Below are 16,911 nucleotides of genomic sequence, written 5' to 3'. Positions count from 1 at the left end.
TGGGGGCATTGGTTTATGAACCCGATAACAGTCCTTCAGATAGCCAGGAATTTGTAGATCTTGATAATCTGGCATCACAGACAGAAGAAGTCTTACAAGGTAGCTTGAACGGATCATCTGCAGGTCTTATTGCCGTAACTCATGACCGTAAGCAGATCACCTATGGCGCAAAGAAACTTAATGAAGGATTAGAATCGTGGCTGGTCAAATTTTCAAATTCACTGGACGGTTATGATGCCGGTGCAGTTGAGTATGTCTATGCTTTAATGGCCAAGGAGGCAGGGGTGATCATGCCGGAAGTACACTTATTCTCATCAAACAAGGGTGCTGGTTATTTTGGCGTAAAACGATTTGACAGAGATGGTAATAAACGGTTGCATATGCATACTGCAAGTGGCTTATTGCATAGCGATTTCAGAGCACCATCCCTGGACTATGAAGATTTGCTCAATCTGACTGCTGCTCTAACCAAGGATATTCGTGAAGTCGAAAAAATGTTTCGCCTCGCTGTTTTCAATGTATTAGCACATAACCGAGATGATCACGCTAAAAATTTCAGTTTTCTAATGGATGAAAATGGCGAATGGAAGTTAGCTCCCGGCTATGATCTTACTTTTTCAAGTGGCCCGAGTGGAGAACAAAGCACAATGGTCATGGGTGAAGGTAGAAATCCTAAAACTAGCCATTTAGCGAAACTTGGACAGGGATCAAAGTTAACCAGGAAGCTGATAGATGAAATTATTGACCAAACGAAAAGTTCTTTAGCACATTGGACTGCTCTGGCGCAAAAACATAATATTACAAAGACCAATATTAAACTTATTACAAATGCTATCAATGGTAGTAAATGATTAAATACTTTCCTAAATTGGCGGTACTATAAAAGTATATGCAGCTAATTAAAAATGATAAAAAGACGATCAGGGGATGGGCAATGTTTGATTGGGCCAACTCAGCTTATAACCTGGTGATTACGTCAACCATCTTTCCAGCTTATTATACCATTATCACAACCACAGAGGAGCATGGCGATAAAGTTCAATTCTTTGGAAGAACCTTTGTCAATACTGCGCTGTCCAATTATTCGCTTTCGGTAGCTTATCTCATCATGGCCTTGTTGTTGCCTTTTTTGTCCTCCATGGCCGATTTCAATGGCACTAAAAAGCTGTTCATGAAGATCTTTACCTACATTGGCAGTTTTGCTTGTATGGGGCTTTACTTTTTTAAGCTGGAAACACTTGAACTGGGGGTCATCCTTTTTGCTATTGCTGCCATGGGATACATTGGAGGAGTTATGTTCAGCAATTCCTACCTTCCTGAGATTGCTACAGTGGATCAGCAGGACAGGGTAAGTGCCCAGGGTTTTGCTTACGGTTATATTGGGAGTGTGCTTTTACAGATTATCTGCTTTGTTTTTGTGTTGAAACCAGATTGGTTTGGTATTACAGACCTCTCTTTTCCTCCCCGCTTTTCTTTCCTTTTGGTAGGAGTATGGTGGATTGTATTTGCGCAGATTCCTTTTCGCAGACTCCCAAAACAAAATAAGGATCAATTAGCTGAAGTAAAAAAGAAAGCAAACAATGGTTACCAGGAACTAATAGAGGTATGGAAACAATTAAATGGAAAAGCACAGTTGAAACAGTTCTTACTGGCATTTTTCTTTTATTCAGTAGGAGTACAGACCATTATGCTTGTTGCCGCCAGTTTTGGCGAGAAGGAACTGCATCTGGGTACAGATAAACTTATTATCATTATTTTGATTATCCAGCTTGTTGCTATTGCGGGTGCTTACCTGATGTCGTCATTAGGTAAGATCATTGGAAATGTGCGGGTGCTCATTATGGTAGTGGTGCTCTGGATTGGGATATGTATGGCTGCCTATTATGTCAGCACAGCGCAACAGTTTTATATCATTGCCGTATTTGTAGGGCTTGTGATGGGTGGCATTCAAAGTCTGTCACGGTCCACTTACTCTAAATTCCTGCCGTTGGATACGCCTAATACCGCTTCTTTTTTTAGCTTTTACGATGTAACGGAGAAGATTGCGATTGTTATTGGATTGGCAGCATTTGCGTTCATTGAAGAGCGGTCCAATATTCGTAATTCAGCTCTTTCGCTAAGTGTGTTTTTCTTTATCGGGCTGATCATGCTGATTATTTTAGCTTATACAAAAGATAAGAGTCCTTCAACAGTAATCTCTGAAAATTAAAATTTGGCATTTCCAGAATACAATTTACCTTTACAATTGAAATGACTGTAGAACTATTCATTCCATGTTTCATGGACCAGCTTTATCCCGATACTGCCTTTAATACAGTTAAAATATTGGAGCGTGCAGGATGTAAGGTAATATATAATTCAGAGCAAACTTGTTGCGGACAACCGGCTTTTAATGCAGGATTCTGGGATGAGGCCAAGGCAGTAGGAGGTAAGTTTTTAACCGACTTTTCGGAAAATAACTACATTGTATCACCTTCTGCTTCTTGTACCGGGATGGTTAAAAATTATTACAGCGACTTGTTTACCAATACAGCAGTGCATAATAAATGCAGAAATATTCAAGGAAACATACATGAGCTCTCCGATTTTCTAATCAATGTGTTGAAGAAAGATTATTTCGGGGCCGAACTGGATGGCCGGGCAGTTTATCATGATTCATGCGCCGGTTTGCGGGAGTGTAAAATCAAGGCAGAGCCACGTGCTTTGCTGGCTAAGGTACATGGTCTGGAATTGGTTGACCTGAAGGATAATGATACCTGCTGTGGTTTTGGCGGAACGTTCGCTGTTAAGTTTGAAGGGATTTCCAGTGCGATGGCTCAACAGAAGATAGATAATGCGCTGGATGCGGGTGCAGAATACATTATTTCGACGGATGCTTCCTGCCTTTTGCATATGCAGGGTTACATTGATAAACATCATCTTCCGATCAAATCGATGCATCTTGCTGATGTGCTGGCACATGGCTGGGGAAATGTATAATTTGTAAAATCTTTCATAATTAGCTTCAAAACCTTACTTTTGCAATTGAATTTGGATCACCTCTGTATGTGATTTGATGAATAAATAGGTATAAATGAACTTAAAATCATAGTTGTAGATGATTAATATTACACTTCCTGATGGTTCCGTACGCGAATATGAAAGCGGAATCACATCCTTCCAGATTGCACAATCAATTTCTGAAGGTTTAGCACGAAACGTATTAGCAGCCGAGGTTAACGGCGTAGTTTGGGACTCAACAAGGCCAATTGAAGCGGACGCTACCGTTCGTTTGATTACCTGGAATGACGATCTTGGAAAGGCCACATTTTGGCATTCTTCTGCGCATTTAATGGCTGAGGCGCTAGAAGCGCTTTATCCAGGTACAAAATTTGGTATCGGTCCGGCCATTGAAACCGGCTTTTACTATGATGTAGACTTTGGCGACAAAGAATTTTCTTCCGATAACTTCAAAGAGATCGAAGATAAGATTATAGAGTTGGCAAGGAAAAAGTCAGAATTTATACGTACTCCCATAAGTAAAGCTAATGCTGTAGAATTTTTTACAGAAAAGGGTGATGAGTATAAACTGGACCTGATCAAGGATCTTCCTGATGGTTCGATCACCTTATATTCGCAAGGTAACTTTACAGACCTTTGCCGTGGTCCGCATATTCCAAACACAGGCTTTATTAAGGCCGTGAAGTTGATGAATGTTGCCGGGGCTTACTGGCGTGGGGATGAGAGTCGCAAACAGCTTACACGGATCTATGGGGTTACTTATCCCAAACAGAGTGAGCTGACTGATTACTTAAAACTGATTGAAGAAGCCAAAAAGCGGGATCACCGGAAATTGGGGAAAGAACTGGAACTGTTTATGTTTTCGGAAAAGGTAGGAATGGGCTTGCCGATGTGGCTTCCAAAGGGAGCTGCTTTGCGCGAGAAACTAGTTAACTTTCTGCAAAAGGCACAAGCAAAGTCCGGCTATCAGCAGGTAGTTACTCCGCATATCGGTAATAAGAACCTATATGTAACTTCAGGCCATTATGAAAAATATGGTGCTGACTCTTTTCAGCCGATCAAAACTCCGCAAGAGGGGGAGGAGTTCTTTTTGAAACCAATGAACTGTCCGCATCACTGCGAAATGTATAAATTCAAACCGCATTCGTATAAGGATCTTCCTATTCGTTTTGCTGAGTTTGGAACTGTTTACCGGTACGAACAAAGTGGCGAGTTACATGGTTTAACCCGTGTAAGAGGATTTACTCAGGACGATGCGCATTTATTTTGTCGTCCCGATCAGGTAAAAGAAGAGTTTAAGAAAGTAATCGACCTGGTATTATACGTTTTTAAGGCTCTAGGCTTTAACGAGTATACTGCACAGATTTCGCTACGAGATCCTGCTAATAAGACCAAATACATCGGAACAGATGAAAACTGGGCTTTAGCTGAGTCGGCCATTATTGAAGCTGCGGCAGAAAAAGAATTATCTACTGTCGTTGTTTTGGGCGAGGCAGCTTTTTATGGACCAAAGCTTGATTTCATGGTTCGGGATGCATTGGGAAGAAAGTGGCAGCTTGGAACTATCCAGGTGGATTACAATTTACCGGAGCGTTTTGAACTGGAATATACAGGAAGTGATAATTTAAAACATCGTCCGGTCATGATTCATAGGGCTCCATTTGGCTCCATGGAACGCTTCGTAGCCGTTTTGATTGAGCATTGTGCAGGAAACTTTCCATTATGGTTAACTCCTGATCAATTTATTATTCTTCCAATCTCAGAGAAGTATGAAGAATATGCAAATAAAGTTTTAGAATCACTTAATAATTCCGATATTCGCGGCCTGATTGACTTACGAGATGAAAAAATTGGAAGGAAAATCAGGGATGCAGAAATGAAGAAAATTCCGTACATGTTAATCATCGGAGAGAAGGAAATGAGCGAAGGCTTAGTTTCAGTGCGTAAGCATGGTGAGGGTGACTTGGGAAGCATGACGTCAGAAGCATTTGAAAAACAACTATTAACAGAAGTAACAATTAACAAATATTAAATTTGGCATTAGGAAGACCAGGGTTTAACAAAGGTCCACGCGGACCAAGACCTCCGTTTAAGAAAAAAGAGGCTGAGCACAACATTAACGAGTATATCAGGGCTCCGCAAGTACGGCTTGTTGGAGAAAATGTTGAACAACAAGGTATTATGGCTTTGGCTGACGCCAGAAGAATTGCGGATGAGCAAGAGCTGGATTTAGTCGAAATCTCACCTAATGCTGATCCTCCTGTCTGTAGAGTTATTGACTATAACAAGTTTATCTATGAGCAAAAGAAAAAGCTTAAAGAGATAAAGGCAAATGCAAAGCAAACGGTTATTAAAGAAATCCGTTTTGGGCCTAACACCAATGAGCATGACTTTCAATTTAAATTGAAACATGCAATGGGTTTCCTGGAAGCAGGAGAGAAGGTTCGTGCCTACGTTCATTTTAAGGGTAGAGCGATCGTTTACAAAGAACAAGGTGAAATTCTTTTGTTGCGGTTTGCACAGGCTTTAGAAGATGTAGGTAAAGTGGAACAATTACCAAAATTAGAAGGAAAACGAATGTTTTTAATCGTTGGCCCGAGAGCAAAGAAATAAACAATAAATAAATAGAGTTATGCCAAAAATGAAGACCAATTCCAGTGCTAAAAAGCGTTTTAGGCTTACTGGAACCGGTAAAATTGCAAGGAAGAATGCGTTTAAGAGCCACATCTTAACCAAGATGTCAACCAAACGTAAGCGTAACTTAGGTCAGACCAGCTTAGTATCTAATGCTGACTTAGGAAACGTGAAGAGAATGCTTGCAATAGGAAAGTAAATTAATTAATGTCACCTGGTACCCGGTTTTAAGATTGCCTAATAAGCGACACCGTCTGCCAAAAATCAAACAACATGCCACGTTCGGTAAACGCAGTAGCGTCAAGAAGAAGAAGAAAAAAGATCTTAAATTTAGCCAAAGGCTATTACGGATCTCGCAGCAAGGTTTATACTGTTGCAAAGAATACATTAGAAAAGGGTTTACAGTATGCGTACCGTGACCGTAAGACTAAGAAAAGAGAATTCAGAGCATTATGGATTCAACGTATTAATGCTGGTGCACGTCAACACGGAATCTCGTATTCTCAGTTGATTGGTAAATTAGCTGCTAAGGAAATTGGTTTAAACCGTAAGGTTTTAGCTGACTTGGCAATGAATGAGCCAGTTGCTTTCAAAGCAATCATTGATGCTGTAAAATAAATCGTTGTATTTTTAATACAATTTACTACAAAGGGAGTCACACAATGACTCCCTTTTTTCGTTTTATGAACTATGGATTTCGGTAAAGTACCTGAAAATGAATTAGCGGGCATTGATTTTACGTTGCCTGCAGATAGTGCTTTAACCACTGCTGTTTTAAAGCAGGCTAAAGTATTAAAAGATCTGCCTTCGTATATTGGCTGCGCCAAATGGGGAAGGAAAGAGTGGAAGGGTTTAATCTATCCGGATAAACTGAAAGACATCCTGTTCCTGAACGAATATGTGAAGCATTTTAATTCTATAGAGCTCAATGCCGTGTTTTATAAGCTTCCCGAAAAGGAACAGATTATAACCTGGCGGGAGAAGGCTGAAGCGAGAGGAGCGGAATTTAAGTTTTGTCCCAAGATCTCTCAGACCATCAGTCACATTAAAAGGTTGAAGAATGCGGAAGAAGCGACTACAAAGTACCTTTCAAGCATCATGGAGTTTGGTAAATATCTAGGGCCTAGTTTTCTTCAGTTAAGTGATAATTTTGGTCCAGCGAATCTGCAGGTCTTGTCTGATTATCTGGAGTCCTTGCCTAAAGATTTCGACCTGTTTGTGGAAGTGCGCCATGAAGGATGGTATAAGGATGTTTCGGCACGAAAAGATTACTTCGACATGCTTTCCACACATCAGGTAGGAGCGGTGATTACAGATGCAAGTGGAAGGCGGGACTGCGTCCACATGGAACTTCCTACGCCACATGCTTTTATTCGTTTTGTCGGTAACGGTTTGCACCCCACGGATTATAAACGGGTGGATGAATGGATTGACCGCATTGCGGAGTGGAAAAAACTAGGTTTGCAATCTGCCTGGTTTTTCCTGCATCAGCATGACGAAAAAGACACGCCCATTCTTGCAGATTATACGATAAAGAAGTGGAATGAGGTATTGGGAACTACGTTGGCCGGACCTAAAATCATGATAAAATCAGGTCAGCTAAATTTGTGATCATGCCTTAGCAATTATGATGTTGAGCAGACATAATTATTTCATTGCTTTCCATATATCTATTAAATTAGTAGACTTAACTTTAAAAATTAAATACTTACTATTATGAGTTTAAGACTAGGAGATACAGCACCAAATTTTACTGCCCAGACTTCCTTGGGTGTAATTGATTTTTACGACTATGCAGGTGATAGCTGGGTCGTATTGTTTTCACATCCCGCTGATTATACCCCGGTATGTACTACAGAATTAGGAGCGACAGCTGCTTTAAAAGAGGAATTTGTTAAGCGTAATGTGAAGGTACTTGCATTAAGTGTAGATGGATTAGTGAAACATGAGGGTTGGATTCAGGATATTAACGAGACTCAGGGTGTAGAGATTGACTTCCCTTTAATAGCGGATGAAAATAAAGAGATTTCGAATGCGTATGGTATGATTCATCCGAATGCATCAGATACATTAACGGTTCGTTCATTATTTATTATCTCCCCTGATAAAAAGGTGAAATTGATGATTACCTATCCTGCTTCTACAGGAAGGAACTTTCAAGAAGTGCTACGTGTGATTGATTCTTTACAGCTGACAGCCAAGTATAGTGTAGCAACTCCTGCAGATTGGAAAGAAGGCGAAGATGTTGTTGTTGCTAATTCAATTAAAACTGAAGATATCGATGCCAAATTTCCTAAGGGATACCGGATTGTAAAACCATATCTGCGTTTTACTCCTCAACCTGATAAGTAATTTTAGGTTGTTTTATAAAAAGCTCCATATTTGGGGCTTTTTTTATGATTTAACTAACCGTTCTGCTTCTATAGTAACCAGGTTACCGCTGCAGCCGGTTGTAAATAGTAAAAACACTTCACCTCCGTCACTAAGTTTATGTTTCTTTTTGAGTTGTTCCGGGGTTAAAGGGAAATTTCTACTGATGACATTAAAGCTCCCTTTTATCTTTTTCTTGATAAAGTCTTTATAGGGTATGGCAGAAATTACTTTAAACGTTTTGCCAGGAAAATCATTTACAACACTGTCAGCGGTATAGAGATGTGTATTGATGTTTAGTTTCTGCACCCCATATTTTATAGCTGTAGATTTAAATGCACCGGCCTTGAGTATGGCTACATCGGGCTCATAAAGATAGGATAGGGGATCAGAATAATTAAGTATCTCAGAATTTTTCTCAGACTCTATATAGAAGTTAAAAAGCAGCGTTTTTTGTGTCGATAGCATGGCACAATGAATTTGAGGCCTAGTACATATTTCAGGTTGGAGTACCCATAGAAGCTCCTTACAGTCGTTTTTATAACTGACTACATGTATTTCCCTCACATAAGCGCCAAACTCTTTTAACCCTGCCTGGAGATCCAGCATGGGGGATGTTTTGATTACCAACTGATGCGTTTTTTCTAATAGCAGTGGTAAGTTCTCAATTACATTGGGTTCTGTATCCTGTAGCATGAATACTTTCTTGTTTTCCACTCTCCGGGATGGATCGATATAGACGGTGTCAAATATTTTAGTGCTTTTTTGAAGGAAAGTTAGCCCGTCCTCATTGAAAAAATCTACATTTATGAGGCCTAAAGTGGTCAGATTGTATTTGGCAATTTCTGCAAGTTCTTTGTTTTGCTCGCAGTAGATGACCTGTTGGGCAACTTTGGAGAAAAAATAGCTATCTACACCAAATCCTCCGGTAAGATCAAGAATGTGGTTTCCCTTTATTAATTGAGATTTATAGCTGGCAGTAGCTTCAGAAGAGGTCTGCTCTACTGCTAATTTTGATGGATAATAGATCTGATCAGCATGAAACCAGGTGGGTAGTTTCTTTTCTGCCCGATGTTTACTATCGATCTGTTCAGCCAGCTCTTTTGAGCTCACATCCTTAAAGGGACTTTTAGCCAGCATAATTTTGGTTATGTCAGCTGTCAGGTTCCTTTTTATATAGTTCTGGACATCATTCTGAAGGATTACCTGGTTCATTCTTTCTGTTTTAAAACGACCTGAGCGGTGTTTCTACTATTTTGTTCCAGCATGATAATTTGTCCTTTCGTCAATTCATTTAATAGATCCCGCTGAAAATGCCTCATGGTAATCAGTAGGAGACCATCGTTATATTTAACCATGAAGTTTTGCTCCAGCAGGGATATTAATGCAGGGAACTTCCTTTCATCATGATCAATGCAGCCAGACAAACTTGTTGCGCCTACCTGTACCATATTCATTTTAATTGCACTATCAGAGAGGTTTTTATAGATCGTGCTGATATGACTCTCCGTAATAAAAGATAAATCTTTAGTGCTCATGGAAATTAGAATCTGCCTGTTTTTTATGATCACTGCAGGTTCTGTTGCCACGATATCGGTATCCATGATACAGGTGCCACTCTCTTCCGGTGAATGAAAGGGTTTTACAAACAGCGGGATGTTATTATTCTGTAAGGGTTTAATCGTTTTAGGATGGATAACTGTTGCTCCATAGTAAGTCATTTCTATGGCTTCCCGGTAGGAGAGTACATCATATTTTTTGGTGTTGGAAAATAATTTTGGATCCGCGTTTAACACACCGGGTACATCTTTCCAGATTGTAACGGATTCAGCCTTGAGGCAGGAGGCAAATATGGCAGCGGAATAGTCAGATCCTTCGCGTCCAAGTGTAGTCGTGAAGTTTTCGGATGTTCCAGCAATAAAACCTTGTGTAACAATATATTTACTGTCAAGTACCTGTACTAATTGTTCGCTTATTTTTTTTGATGTTTTATCCCAGTCGACCTTGCCTCTTGTATACGTATTATCAGTCAGGATATAACTTCGGGCGTCTACCCATTGATTGGTTATACCACATTGGTTGAGGTAATGGCTGATTATTTTAGAAGATACAAGCTCTCCAACGGAAACAATCTGGTCATACAGGTACTCGTAACTGTCATAGGGTTCTTCCTCCAGGATCCAGTCGATCTCCACAAAGGTATTCGCTATATCATCATAAACGGGATGTGCTTCATCATCAAAGAGTTCTTTGATTAGGGTATTATGATAAGATTTTACGGCATTTAATAGTTCCTGCGTATTTGTGCCTTTATCATAATAGGCATTCAAAACAGCTTCGAGGCTGTTGGTGGTCTTTCCCATAGCAGACACGACAATCAAGAGTTTGTCTTTGGGAATAGAGGATACGATATTAACCAGATTTCTTATGCCTTCGGCATCTTTTACAGATGCACCGCCAAATTTATATACTTCAGTCATGTACTATTTGTGAAAAGCCTGAAGCGCTGAGCTGCTCCTTGCTTAATGAAACGTTGATCCACTCGCCTTCAAAGCGGGCATTGTATTTTTTATAAAAAGAGATAGCGGGTTCATTCCAATCGAGTACCTGCCAGCTGATGCCATTAAACTTCTTATCTTGTGCTTCCTTGATTGTAGCCTCGAATAAAAGTGTGCCCACTCCCTGACCTCGGAGTGTTTCATCCACATAGAAGTCTTCCAGATACATCCGGCATCCTTTCCAGGTGGAGAAACGGGTGTAGTATAAAGCAAAACCTTCCACTCTTCCATTGACCTCTGCCACAAAGGAATTCCATACAGGGTTTTCTCCAAACCCAGCTTCTTCAAATTCTTCCAGCGTAACGGTTACTTCTTCCGGTGCTTTTTCAAATAAAGCCAGACCATGAACAAGCTCTAAAAGGCGGCTACAGTCTGCTCTAAGAGCTTTTCGGATCGTTATGTTCATATTCATCTTTTTGATGCTGAGGTATCGTTTAAAGGTGCAATCATTGGTTGCTTTACACTATTCTATTCGGGATCAGCAGATGCTGGATCTTGAACATCATGTTCGTCTGCTTCTTCTGCATCAGGTTTATCCGTTGATTTGTTTTTCCAGTGCGGGATTACACGTTTGCCAAAGATGGTACTTCCGATCCTTACCATGGTGCTGCCTTCTTCAATTGCTATTTTATAATCGGATGACATGCCCATGGAGATCTCTTTAAATGTATCTTCTTTTCTGAAAAAAGAAGATTTCAGACCATTGAAAAGAATTTTTAATTCGTAAAATTCATCTTTAATCTGTTTTTGATTCTCTGTGTTGGTAGCAATACTCATTACGCCAACAATCCGTGCGAACTTGATTTGAGCAAACTCTTCAGAACGAAGGAGTTCTACTACCTCATCAAAGTCTAAACCAAATTTCGTCTCTTCATCGGCAATATAGATTTGCAGGAGACAATCAATAACACGATTGTTTTTCTCTCCCTGTTTATCTATTTCTTTAAGCAGCTTCAGGCTGTCGACAGAATGGATGAGACTGATAAAGGGGGCGATATATTTTACCTTGTTGGTTTGGAGATGGCCCAAAAGATGCCACTGGATGTCTTTTGGCAGATGTTCGTACTTTTCGACAAGTTCCTGTACCTGGTTTTCGCCAAAAAGACGCTGACCGGCTTCATACGCCTCCATTAAGTCCGCTTCCGGCTTAGTCTTTGATACCGCTACGAGTGTTACCTGATGCGGAATTAGTTCGTTGTTTAATTTGGACAAGTTAGCTGCAATGCTCATTTATATGTATTTTTAACCCGAAATTTGGCTAAATTAATAAATGAAGAGTTTATTGTTATTGTTTTTTATAATGATTTTTTTTATTGCCTGCGATTCCGGCAGATCTCCTAAGGGAATTATAGGGGAAAAGGAGATGATAGATGTGCTAACAGATGTGCATCTTGTGGATGGTTATGCCTCTACTATGTACGCAGATAGCAATAGAAATACTATTGCAGCTCTGTATATGGCGATATATAAAAAACATAATACAGACTCTGTTGGTATTAGAAAAAGCCTGGAATATTATTCACGTCATCCAGATGAACTAAAAATAATGTATGAGTCGGTTAACGCTAAATTGAAGGCTTTAGAGAAAAGGGAGACTGATCTGGAAGTTGCTAAACAAATGATACAGCAGAATAAATTTGATAAGGAACAAAAATTGCTGGAGATCAGAAATAAATTAAAGCTGGATTCGGTACGGAACGATTCCTTAAACAAGCAGTATATAAAAATTGATACGTTCAAAGTAGTCCCGCTGAAGAGGTTATTTCTACAGGATGTGTGGAAAAGAGAGAAAATAAAGATGAAATTGGATTCTACGAAGAAGGATTCATTGAAGAACGCTAGAATTAAATAATGATCTATCCTAATAATGCTGCTGATAAACTGGGGTTTACAGAGGTAAAGGCACTTATAAAAGCGCTTTGTTTGAGTGATATGGGCAGTCAGATGGTCGATAAGATCCAGATGATGACCAACTACGATAATATTGATAAATTTCTTCGTCAGACGAAAGAGTTTAAAGAGATTCTGGAGAATGATTCACCATTGCCAATCCGTCATTTATTTGATATCAAATCATTGGCTGAAAAGATTCGTGTGGAAGGTGCCTTTCTATTGGAAGGCGAATTGCAACAAGTCCTGCTTTCCTTACAGACGGTTTTTTCGGTGATTAGTTATTTCAATGAGCGAGAGGGAAGGTATCCTACGCTGGAAGCTTTGTTTGAACATCTGCCTATCGAAAAAAAGATCATCCGGAGTATTGAGCTGATCATTGATGAAAAAGGGAAAATAAGATCCAATGCATCTGCTGAATTGCAGAACATAGTAGCTGGCATTGCAAAAGCAGAGCAGGAAGCCCGCAAAAAGATTGATCATATTTTTAAAGCAGCACAAAATAGCGGTTATACAGCTGATGGGTCATTAACGATTCGTGATGGACGTTTATGTATTCCTCTGCTGGCTGAAAATAAAAGAAAGGTAAAGGGTTTTGTTCATGATGAATCTGCATCGGGACAAACGGTTTATTTAGAGCCAGAAGAAGTGTTTCAGCTCAATAACAGGGTGAGGGATCTGGAGTTTGATAAACGTCGAGAGATTGTACGTATTCTGGTTCATCTCAGTAATGAGCTCCGTCCATATGTGCCTTTGTTTCTGGCTTACCATGGTTTATTGACCAAGCTTGATTTTGTGCGGGCTAAGGCTTTATTTGCCATTAAGACTGAATCGCAAATGCCTATATTAATGAACAAGGCAGAGTTAAAGCTGGTCAATGCAAGACATCCATTGTTGATATTGGCTTTGAAAAAAGAGGGGCACACTGTGGTGCCTTTGAATATTAATATAGATGAAGAGCAGCGGGTAATTGTAGTCTCGGGACCTAATGCCGGGGGTAAATCGGTCTGTATGAAAACGGTGGGTCTGATACAAATTATGGTGCAATCTGGTCTTCTTGTTCCCGTAGATGAGCATTCTTCTGTAGGGATCTTTAAACAGGTGTTTGCGGATATAGGGGATGATCAGTCTATTGAAAGTGACTTAAGTACTTACAGTGCTCATTTGTCAAAAATGAAGTATTTTGTGGAGAATTCTGGGGGCAAAACATTAGTGCTGATTGATGAATTTGGTACAGGTACGGATCCTTTGTTCGGGGGGCCAATTGCTGAGGCTGTATTAGAAGCGTTAAATAAAAAGAGGATCAGAGGGGTAGTCACAACGCATTACTCCAATCTTAAATTATACGCCAATGCTACTGAGGGGCTTGAAAATGCATCTATGATGTTCAATAATCTGGAGATGCAGCCCATGTATATTCTGGAGATTGGTAAACCTGGAAGCTCCTATGCTTTTGAGATTGCACAAAAGATTGGTCTGCCTTTTCATATTTTAAATGCTGCTAAAGCGAAGATTGGAACGCAGCAAAAGAAGGTGGATACGCTGTTGGTTGATCTGGAGCGGGATAAAAAAGAATTACTAGAAACCCGGATAGCAGTAGATAAACAGCAAAAGCGGGTTGCTCTTTTGTTGCAGGAGAATGAAGAGTTGAAGATTTTTTTGGATGAAAACCGTAATTCTATTCTTAAGGATGCGAAGAAAGAGGCACAAAGTATTATCCTGAACGCCAATAAACTGATTGAAAATACGATTTCGGAAATAAAAGAAACAAAAGCTGACAAAGAGAGTACTGTTAAGTTGCGTCAGAATTTACAGCAGGAGTTAAAGAAACACCAGGTAAAAGAAGTTGCGTCTTTAAAACCTGTTATTGATCAGGAACTTAAACATGGCGACTGGGTGAAATTGATTGATTCTGAAACTATTGGTCAGGTGATTGATGTAGCTAAGGATAATGTGATCCTGGCAATTGGTGAACTACGCTCTGTTGTGAAACGTAAGCGGGTAGAGAAGATTACGAAAAAAGAAGTTCCTAAAGAGATTCGAAGATCGTACTCCTCGCAACTTGCAGAGAGTTTTGCATCATTCAGTCCGGAGATTGATGTAAGGGGAATGCGAGGGGAAGATGCTGTATATGAAATAGAAAAGTATCTGGATAAAGCCTTGATGATGGGAATCTCAACGCTTAAAATTATTCATGGAAAAGGGGATGGTATTTTGAGAAAACTAATCCGCGGATACCTGAGTAAATATGCGCAGGTATCCCGGATAGAAGATGAACATCAGGATCGCGGTGGCGATGGGATCACCTATGTGTATCTTTAAAACTTAATCTCTTTGTGATCGCCTTCTTCGTTTGTTTTACCACCAAGTGTGTTTTTTACAAGCGAAATAATCTGTGCTATGAGCAGGTCAGGTGAATCCCAATACTCTGCCTTGTCCGGCTCAATCCTTAACAGGCAAAGATCTGGGTCTGTTTTTCCATAAGGAAACCATGTTTTGTATCGGTCTGACCAAAGTTCTTCAACTTTTACCATATCTGTGCTAATGGTAGCCAAGCCATTTACGGTGATATAGAGGCCCTTTTCTGTATCGCTGTAGTTAAGGATTACATGAGGATTTTGTGCTATTTCTATTGTTTTTTGAGCGCTTTTTCGGGCAAACATCCAAATTAAACTATCATCTTTAATAGGGAAAGTATACATTGGTCTGCTATCTAAACTACCATTTGGGTTTACGGTGGATAACATGGCGATTTTAATATCGGAAATTCTAGAAGACAGCTCACGCGCTTTTTTGATGAATTCTATTTTTTCTAATTGTTCTTGAGGAGTTTCTCCTTTAAGTTCAGTCATAGGTGATTATATTATTTTTATATAAGATAGAAACCTGAATGCTGGCTTTTGTTTAAAGAAAATGAAATTGTTAAAAATTGATATCGGTAAATGTATAAAGCCGACTTTTTTGGGAGTATAATGCTTAACAATTAGCTGACAATCAATTTTTCTGAATTGAATAGTGTTTTATTGAGGATTTCAGAATTTTTGAATGCTAACGAATACCTGGTCAGTAAAGATAAGTTAACGGTCTGAGTGCCCTAAGCTTTTATCGGGGCTGACTATGTCTCTTACCAATTGTTTCAATTCTTTAATTTCGGGGAAACGTCCTGCTGTTTTACGGTCAAAGATCAGCTCTTTGTTTATTTTTATGGTAAAGGTTCCACCAGTTTCGGATGGTTTTAGTAAAACACCTTCAATTTCATCTACAAAAGTACCTAGTAATTCTTGAGCCATATAGGCAGATCGTAGTAGCCAGCCGCATTTAGGACAGTATTCTATAGTTATAATTTGCTTCATATTAATGTTTTATATATGCCTTGTTGATTCTAATAATATTTAACTAATTGTGATTGTTAACTCTGTTCCTGTTAGTTCAAAATAAACGTTTTGTAATTCATGCATATAGTTGATTCGGTTTTTTAAAGCCTGATTAAATGATCCGGATGATATTGTGAATTGATATTGATCTCTTTTATTGGTGTAAAACCAATTGCCAGAGTCCTGCGGGTCCTGAACAAATGAAGCTTTTTCCAACCACTCTTTGTCAAGTTTCAGGGAATTTATTTCATGAAACTGTATTCTGAAAAGATATCCTTCCCTTGGAACGAGCATTCTACATAACACACTGGATTTTTGAATTTCAAGTATAGAAAGAATGCCTTGCTGGTTTTCTCTAGGATAAACCACAATAATATTTCCAGGTCGTAGTTGGGTAAGATCTGTTGGCATTTTTAAACTAAATTCACTTCAAACCACAAATATAGGTTTAGCAGTTAAATAAAGGCACTTTTGTACACCGTTTATTTTATAAGATAAAGTCATTATTGTGTAACGATGTTCAGTTGTGGTCATAAAGGACGTTTATGTGGCACAAACTTTATAAATAGCAAATATAAAAGCAGGATATTTGCGTTGGTACTATTCTTTAATAGATAGATAAAATACATGAAAAAAGTCACCTTAATTTTAATCGCAGTATTACTAAGCGGAGCTATTCATGCTCAGATACTTACTCCGGTGAAATGGTCTTATGCCTCAAAGAGTTTAAGTAAGACAGAAGCCATTATCCTGATCAAAGCCACCATAAACAGTGGATGGCATATCTATTCTCAGCATGTAGCTGACGGAGGGCCTGTGCCTACTTCTATTTCCTTTAATCCTTCAAATGAGTATACACTTGTGGGTAAAACCTCAGAGCCTAAGCCAGTAACAAAATTTGAAAAGGCTTTTAGTATGAATGTGAGCTATTTTGAGAATTCGGTTATATTTCAACAAAGAGTTAAAATAAGGGCAGGTAAACCTGTAATTAAGGGTAAACTTGAGTTTATGGTTTGTAATGATCAAAAATGTCTTCCTCCTGATGAAGTAAGTTTTAGTATTCCGATTAAATAATAAAAGTACCT

General features: G+C 39.2%; 19 protein-coding genes. 12 read left to right on the top strand and 7 right to left on the bottom strand.

The features are described 5' to 3' along the window. From BFL47_RS17795 to BFL47_RS17755, 9 genes are all read left to right on the top strand, one after another. Positions 1-851, top strand: an 851-nt coding sequence (locus tag BFL47_RS17795; RefSeq protein WP_069661149.1) for a type II toxin-antitoxin system HipA family toxin, incomplete at its 5' end; no start/stop codon positions are given. Positions 852-889: 38 nt separating this feature from the next. Further along, positions 890-2,209, top strand: coding sequence for an MFS transporter (locus BFL47_RS17790; protein ID WP_069661148.1), 1,320 nt, complete (start codon positions 890-892; stop codon positions 2,207-2,209). Positions 2,210-2,250: 41 nt separating this feature from the next. After that, complete coding sequence (locus BFL47_RS17785; RefSeq protein WP_069661147.1) at positions 2,251-2,979, top strand: (Fe-S)-binding protein; 729 nt, start codon at positions 2,251-2,253, stop codon at positions 2,977-2,979. Positions 2,980-3,097: 118 nt separating this feature from the next. Further along, positions 3,098-5,032, top strand: coding sequence for a threonine--tRNA ligase (thrS, locus tag BFL47_RS17780; protein WP_069661146.1), 1,935 nt, complete (start codon positions 3,098-3,100; stop codon positions 5,030-5,032). Between the two features lie 2 nt (positions 5,033-5,034). Continuing rightward, positions 5,035-5,613, top strand: a complete 579-nt coding sequence (gene infC / locus BFL47_RS17775; protein WP_069661145.1) for a translation initiation factor IF-3 — start codon at positions 5,035-5,037, stop codon at positions 5,611-5,613. Between the two features lie 19 nt (positions 5,614-5,632). Next, entirely contained in the window at positions 5,633-5,833 is a 201-nt protein-coding gene (gene rpmI, locus BFL47_RS17770; protein ID WP_069661144.1) for a 50S ribosomal protein L35, read from the top strand. 74 nt (positions 5,834-5,907) lie between these two features. Continuing rightward, a complete protein-coding gene (rplT, locus tag BFL47_RS17765) occupies positions 5,908-6,252 on the top strand; it encodes a 50S ribosomal protein L20 (RefSeq protein WP_069661143.1) in 345 nt (114 codons plus the stop codon). A 72-nt stretch (positions 6,253-6,324) separates the two neighbouring features. Next, a complete protein-coding gene (locus BFL47_RS17760) occupies positions 6,325-7,245 on the top strand; it encodes a DUF72 domain-containing protein (RefSeq protein WP_069661142.1) in 921 nt (306 codons plus the stop codon). Positions 7,246-7,350: 105 nt separating this feature from the next. Further along, positions 7,351-7,986 carry a peroxiredoxin gene (locus BFL47_RS17755; RefSeq protein WP_069661141.1) on the top strand — a complete coding sequence of 212 codons (636 nt, stop codon included), beginning with the start codon at positions 7,351-7,353 and terminating at the stop codon, positions 7,984-7,986. A 42-nt stretch (positions 7,987-8,028) separates the two neighbouring features. On the opposite strand, the gene BFL47_RS17750 is transcribed toward BFL47_RS17755, so the two are convergent. From BFL47_RS17750 to BFL47_RS17735, 4 genes are all read right to left on the bottom strand, one after another. Next, positions 8,029-9,219: a class I SAM-dependent methyltransferase gene (locus tag BFL47_RS17750; protein WP_069661140.1), complete on the bottom strand. Its 1,191-nt coding sequence runs from the start codon at positions 9,217-9,219 to the stop codon at positions 8,029-8,031. Continuing rightward, the gene (locus BFL47_RS17745; RefSeq protein WP_069661139.1) at positions 9,216-10,484 is read right to left on the bottom strand and encodes an aspartate kinase; all 1,269 of its coding nucleotides are present in this window, start codon (positions 10,482-10,484) and stop codon (positions 9,216-9,218) included. The genes BFL47_RS17750 and BFL47_RS17745 overlap by 4 nt, the downstream gene beginning before the upstream one ends. Next, the gene (locus BFL47_RS17740) at positions 10,477-10,968 is read right to left on the bottom strand and encodes a GNAT family N-acetyltransferase (RefSeq protein WP_069661152.1); all 492 of its coding nucleotides are present in this window, start codon (positions 10,966-10,968) and stop codon (positions 10,477-10,479) included. The genes BFL47_RS17745 and BFL47_RS17740 overlap by 8 nt, the downstream gene beginning before the upstream one ends. A 62-nt stretch (positions 10,969-11,030) precedes the next feature. Then, entirely contained in the window at positions 11,031-11,792 is a 762-nt protein-coding gene (locus BFL47_RS17735) for a YggS family pyridoxal phosphate-dependent enzyme (RefSeq protein WP_069661138.1), read from the bottom strand. A 40-nt stretch (positions 11,793-11,832) separates the two neighbouring features. On the opposite strand from BFL47_RS17735, the gene BFL47_RS17730 reads away from it, so the two are divergent. Together BFL47_RS17730 and BFL47_RS17725 are read left to right on the top strand one after the other, a co-directional pair. Further along, positions 11,833-12,414, top strand: coding sequence for a DUF4296 domain-containing protein (locus BFL47_RS17730; protein ID WP_069661137.1), 582 nt, complete (start codon positions 11,833-11,835; stop codon positions 12,412-12,414). Continuing rightward, a complete protein-coding gene (locus BFL47_RS17725; protein ID WP_069661136.1) occupies positions 12,414-14,774 on the top strand; it encodes an endonuclease MutS2 in 2,361 nt (786 codons plus the stop codon). Before BFL47_RS17730 ends, BFL47_RS17725 begins: the two co-directional genes overlap by 1 nt. On the opposite strand, the gene BFL47_RS17720 is transcribed toward BFL47_RS17725, so the two are convergent. The 3 genes from BFL47_RS17720 to BFL47_RS17710 form a co-directional block, all read right to left on the bottom strand. Then, positions 14,771-15,304: a pyridoxamine 5'-phosphate oxidase family protein gene (locus tag BFL47_RS17720; protein WP_083257261.1), complete on the bottom strand. Its 534-nt coding sequence runs from the start codon at positions 15,302-15,304 to the stop codon at positions 14,771-14,773. The two genes, BFL47_RS17725 and BFL47_RS17720, sit on opposite strands and share 4 nt — an antisense overlap. 225 nt (positions 15,305-15,529) lie before the next feature. After that, positions 15,530-15,805: a SelT/SelW/SelH family protein gene (locus BFL47_RS17715; protein WP_069661135.1), complete on the bottom strand. Its 276-nt coding sequence runs from the start codon at positions 15,803-15,805 to the stop codon at positions 15,530-15,532. Between the two features lie 39 nt (positions 15,806-15,844). Continuing rightward, a complete protein-coding gene (locus BFL47_RS17710; protein ID WP_069661134.1) occupies positions 15,845-16,237 on the bottom strand; it encodes a hypothetical protein in 393 nt (130 codons plus the stop codon). Positions 16,238-16,453: 216 nt separating this feature from the next. Between BFL47_RS17710 and BFL47_RS17705 the strand changes: the two genes are divergently transcribed. Continuing rightward, entirely contained in the window at positions 16,454-16,900 is a 447-nt protein-coding gene (locus BFL47_RS17705) for a protein-disulfide reductase DsbD domain-containing protein (protein ID WP_069661133.1), read from the top strand. Positions 16,901-16,911 lie beyond the last annotated feature (11 nt).

It is taken from the genome of Arcticibacter eurypsychrophilus (assembly GCF_001730525.1).
In the GTDB taxonomy this organism is placed as follows: Bacteria; Bacteroidota; Bacteroidia; order Sphingobacteriales; family Sphingobacteriaceae; genus Arcticibacter; species Arcticibacter eurypsychrophilus.
Note: the sequence above shows the minus strand (reverse complement) of the source record. Positions and strands in the feature narration are given on the sequence as shown.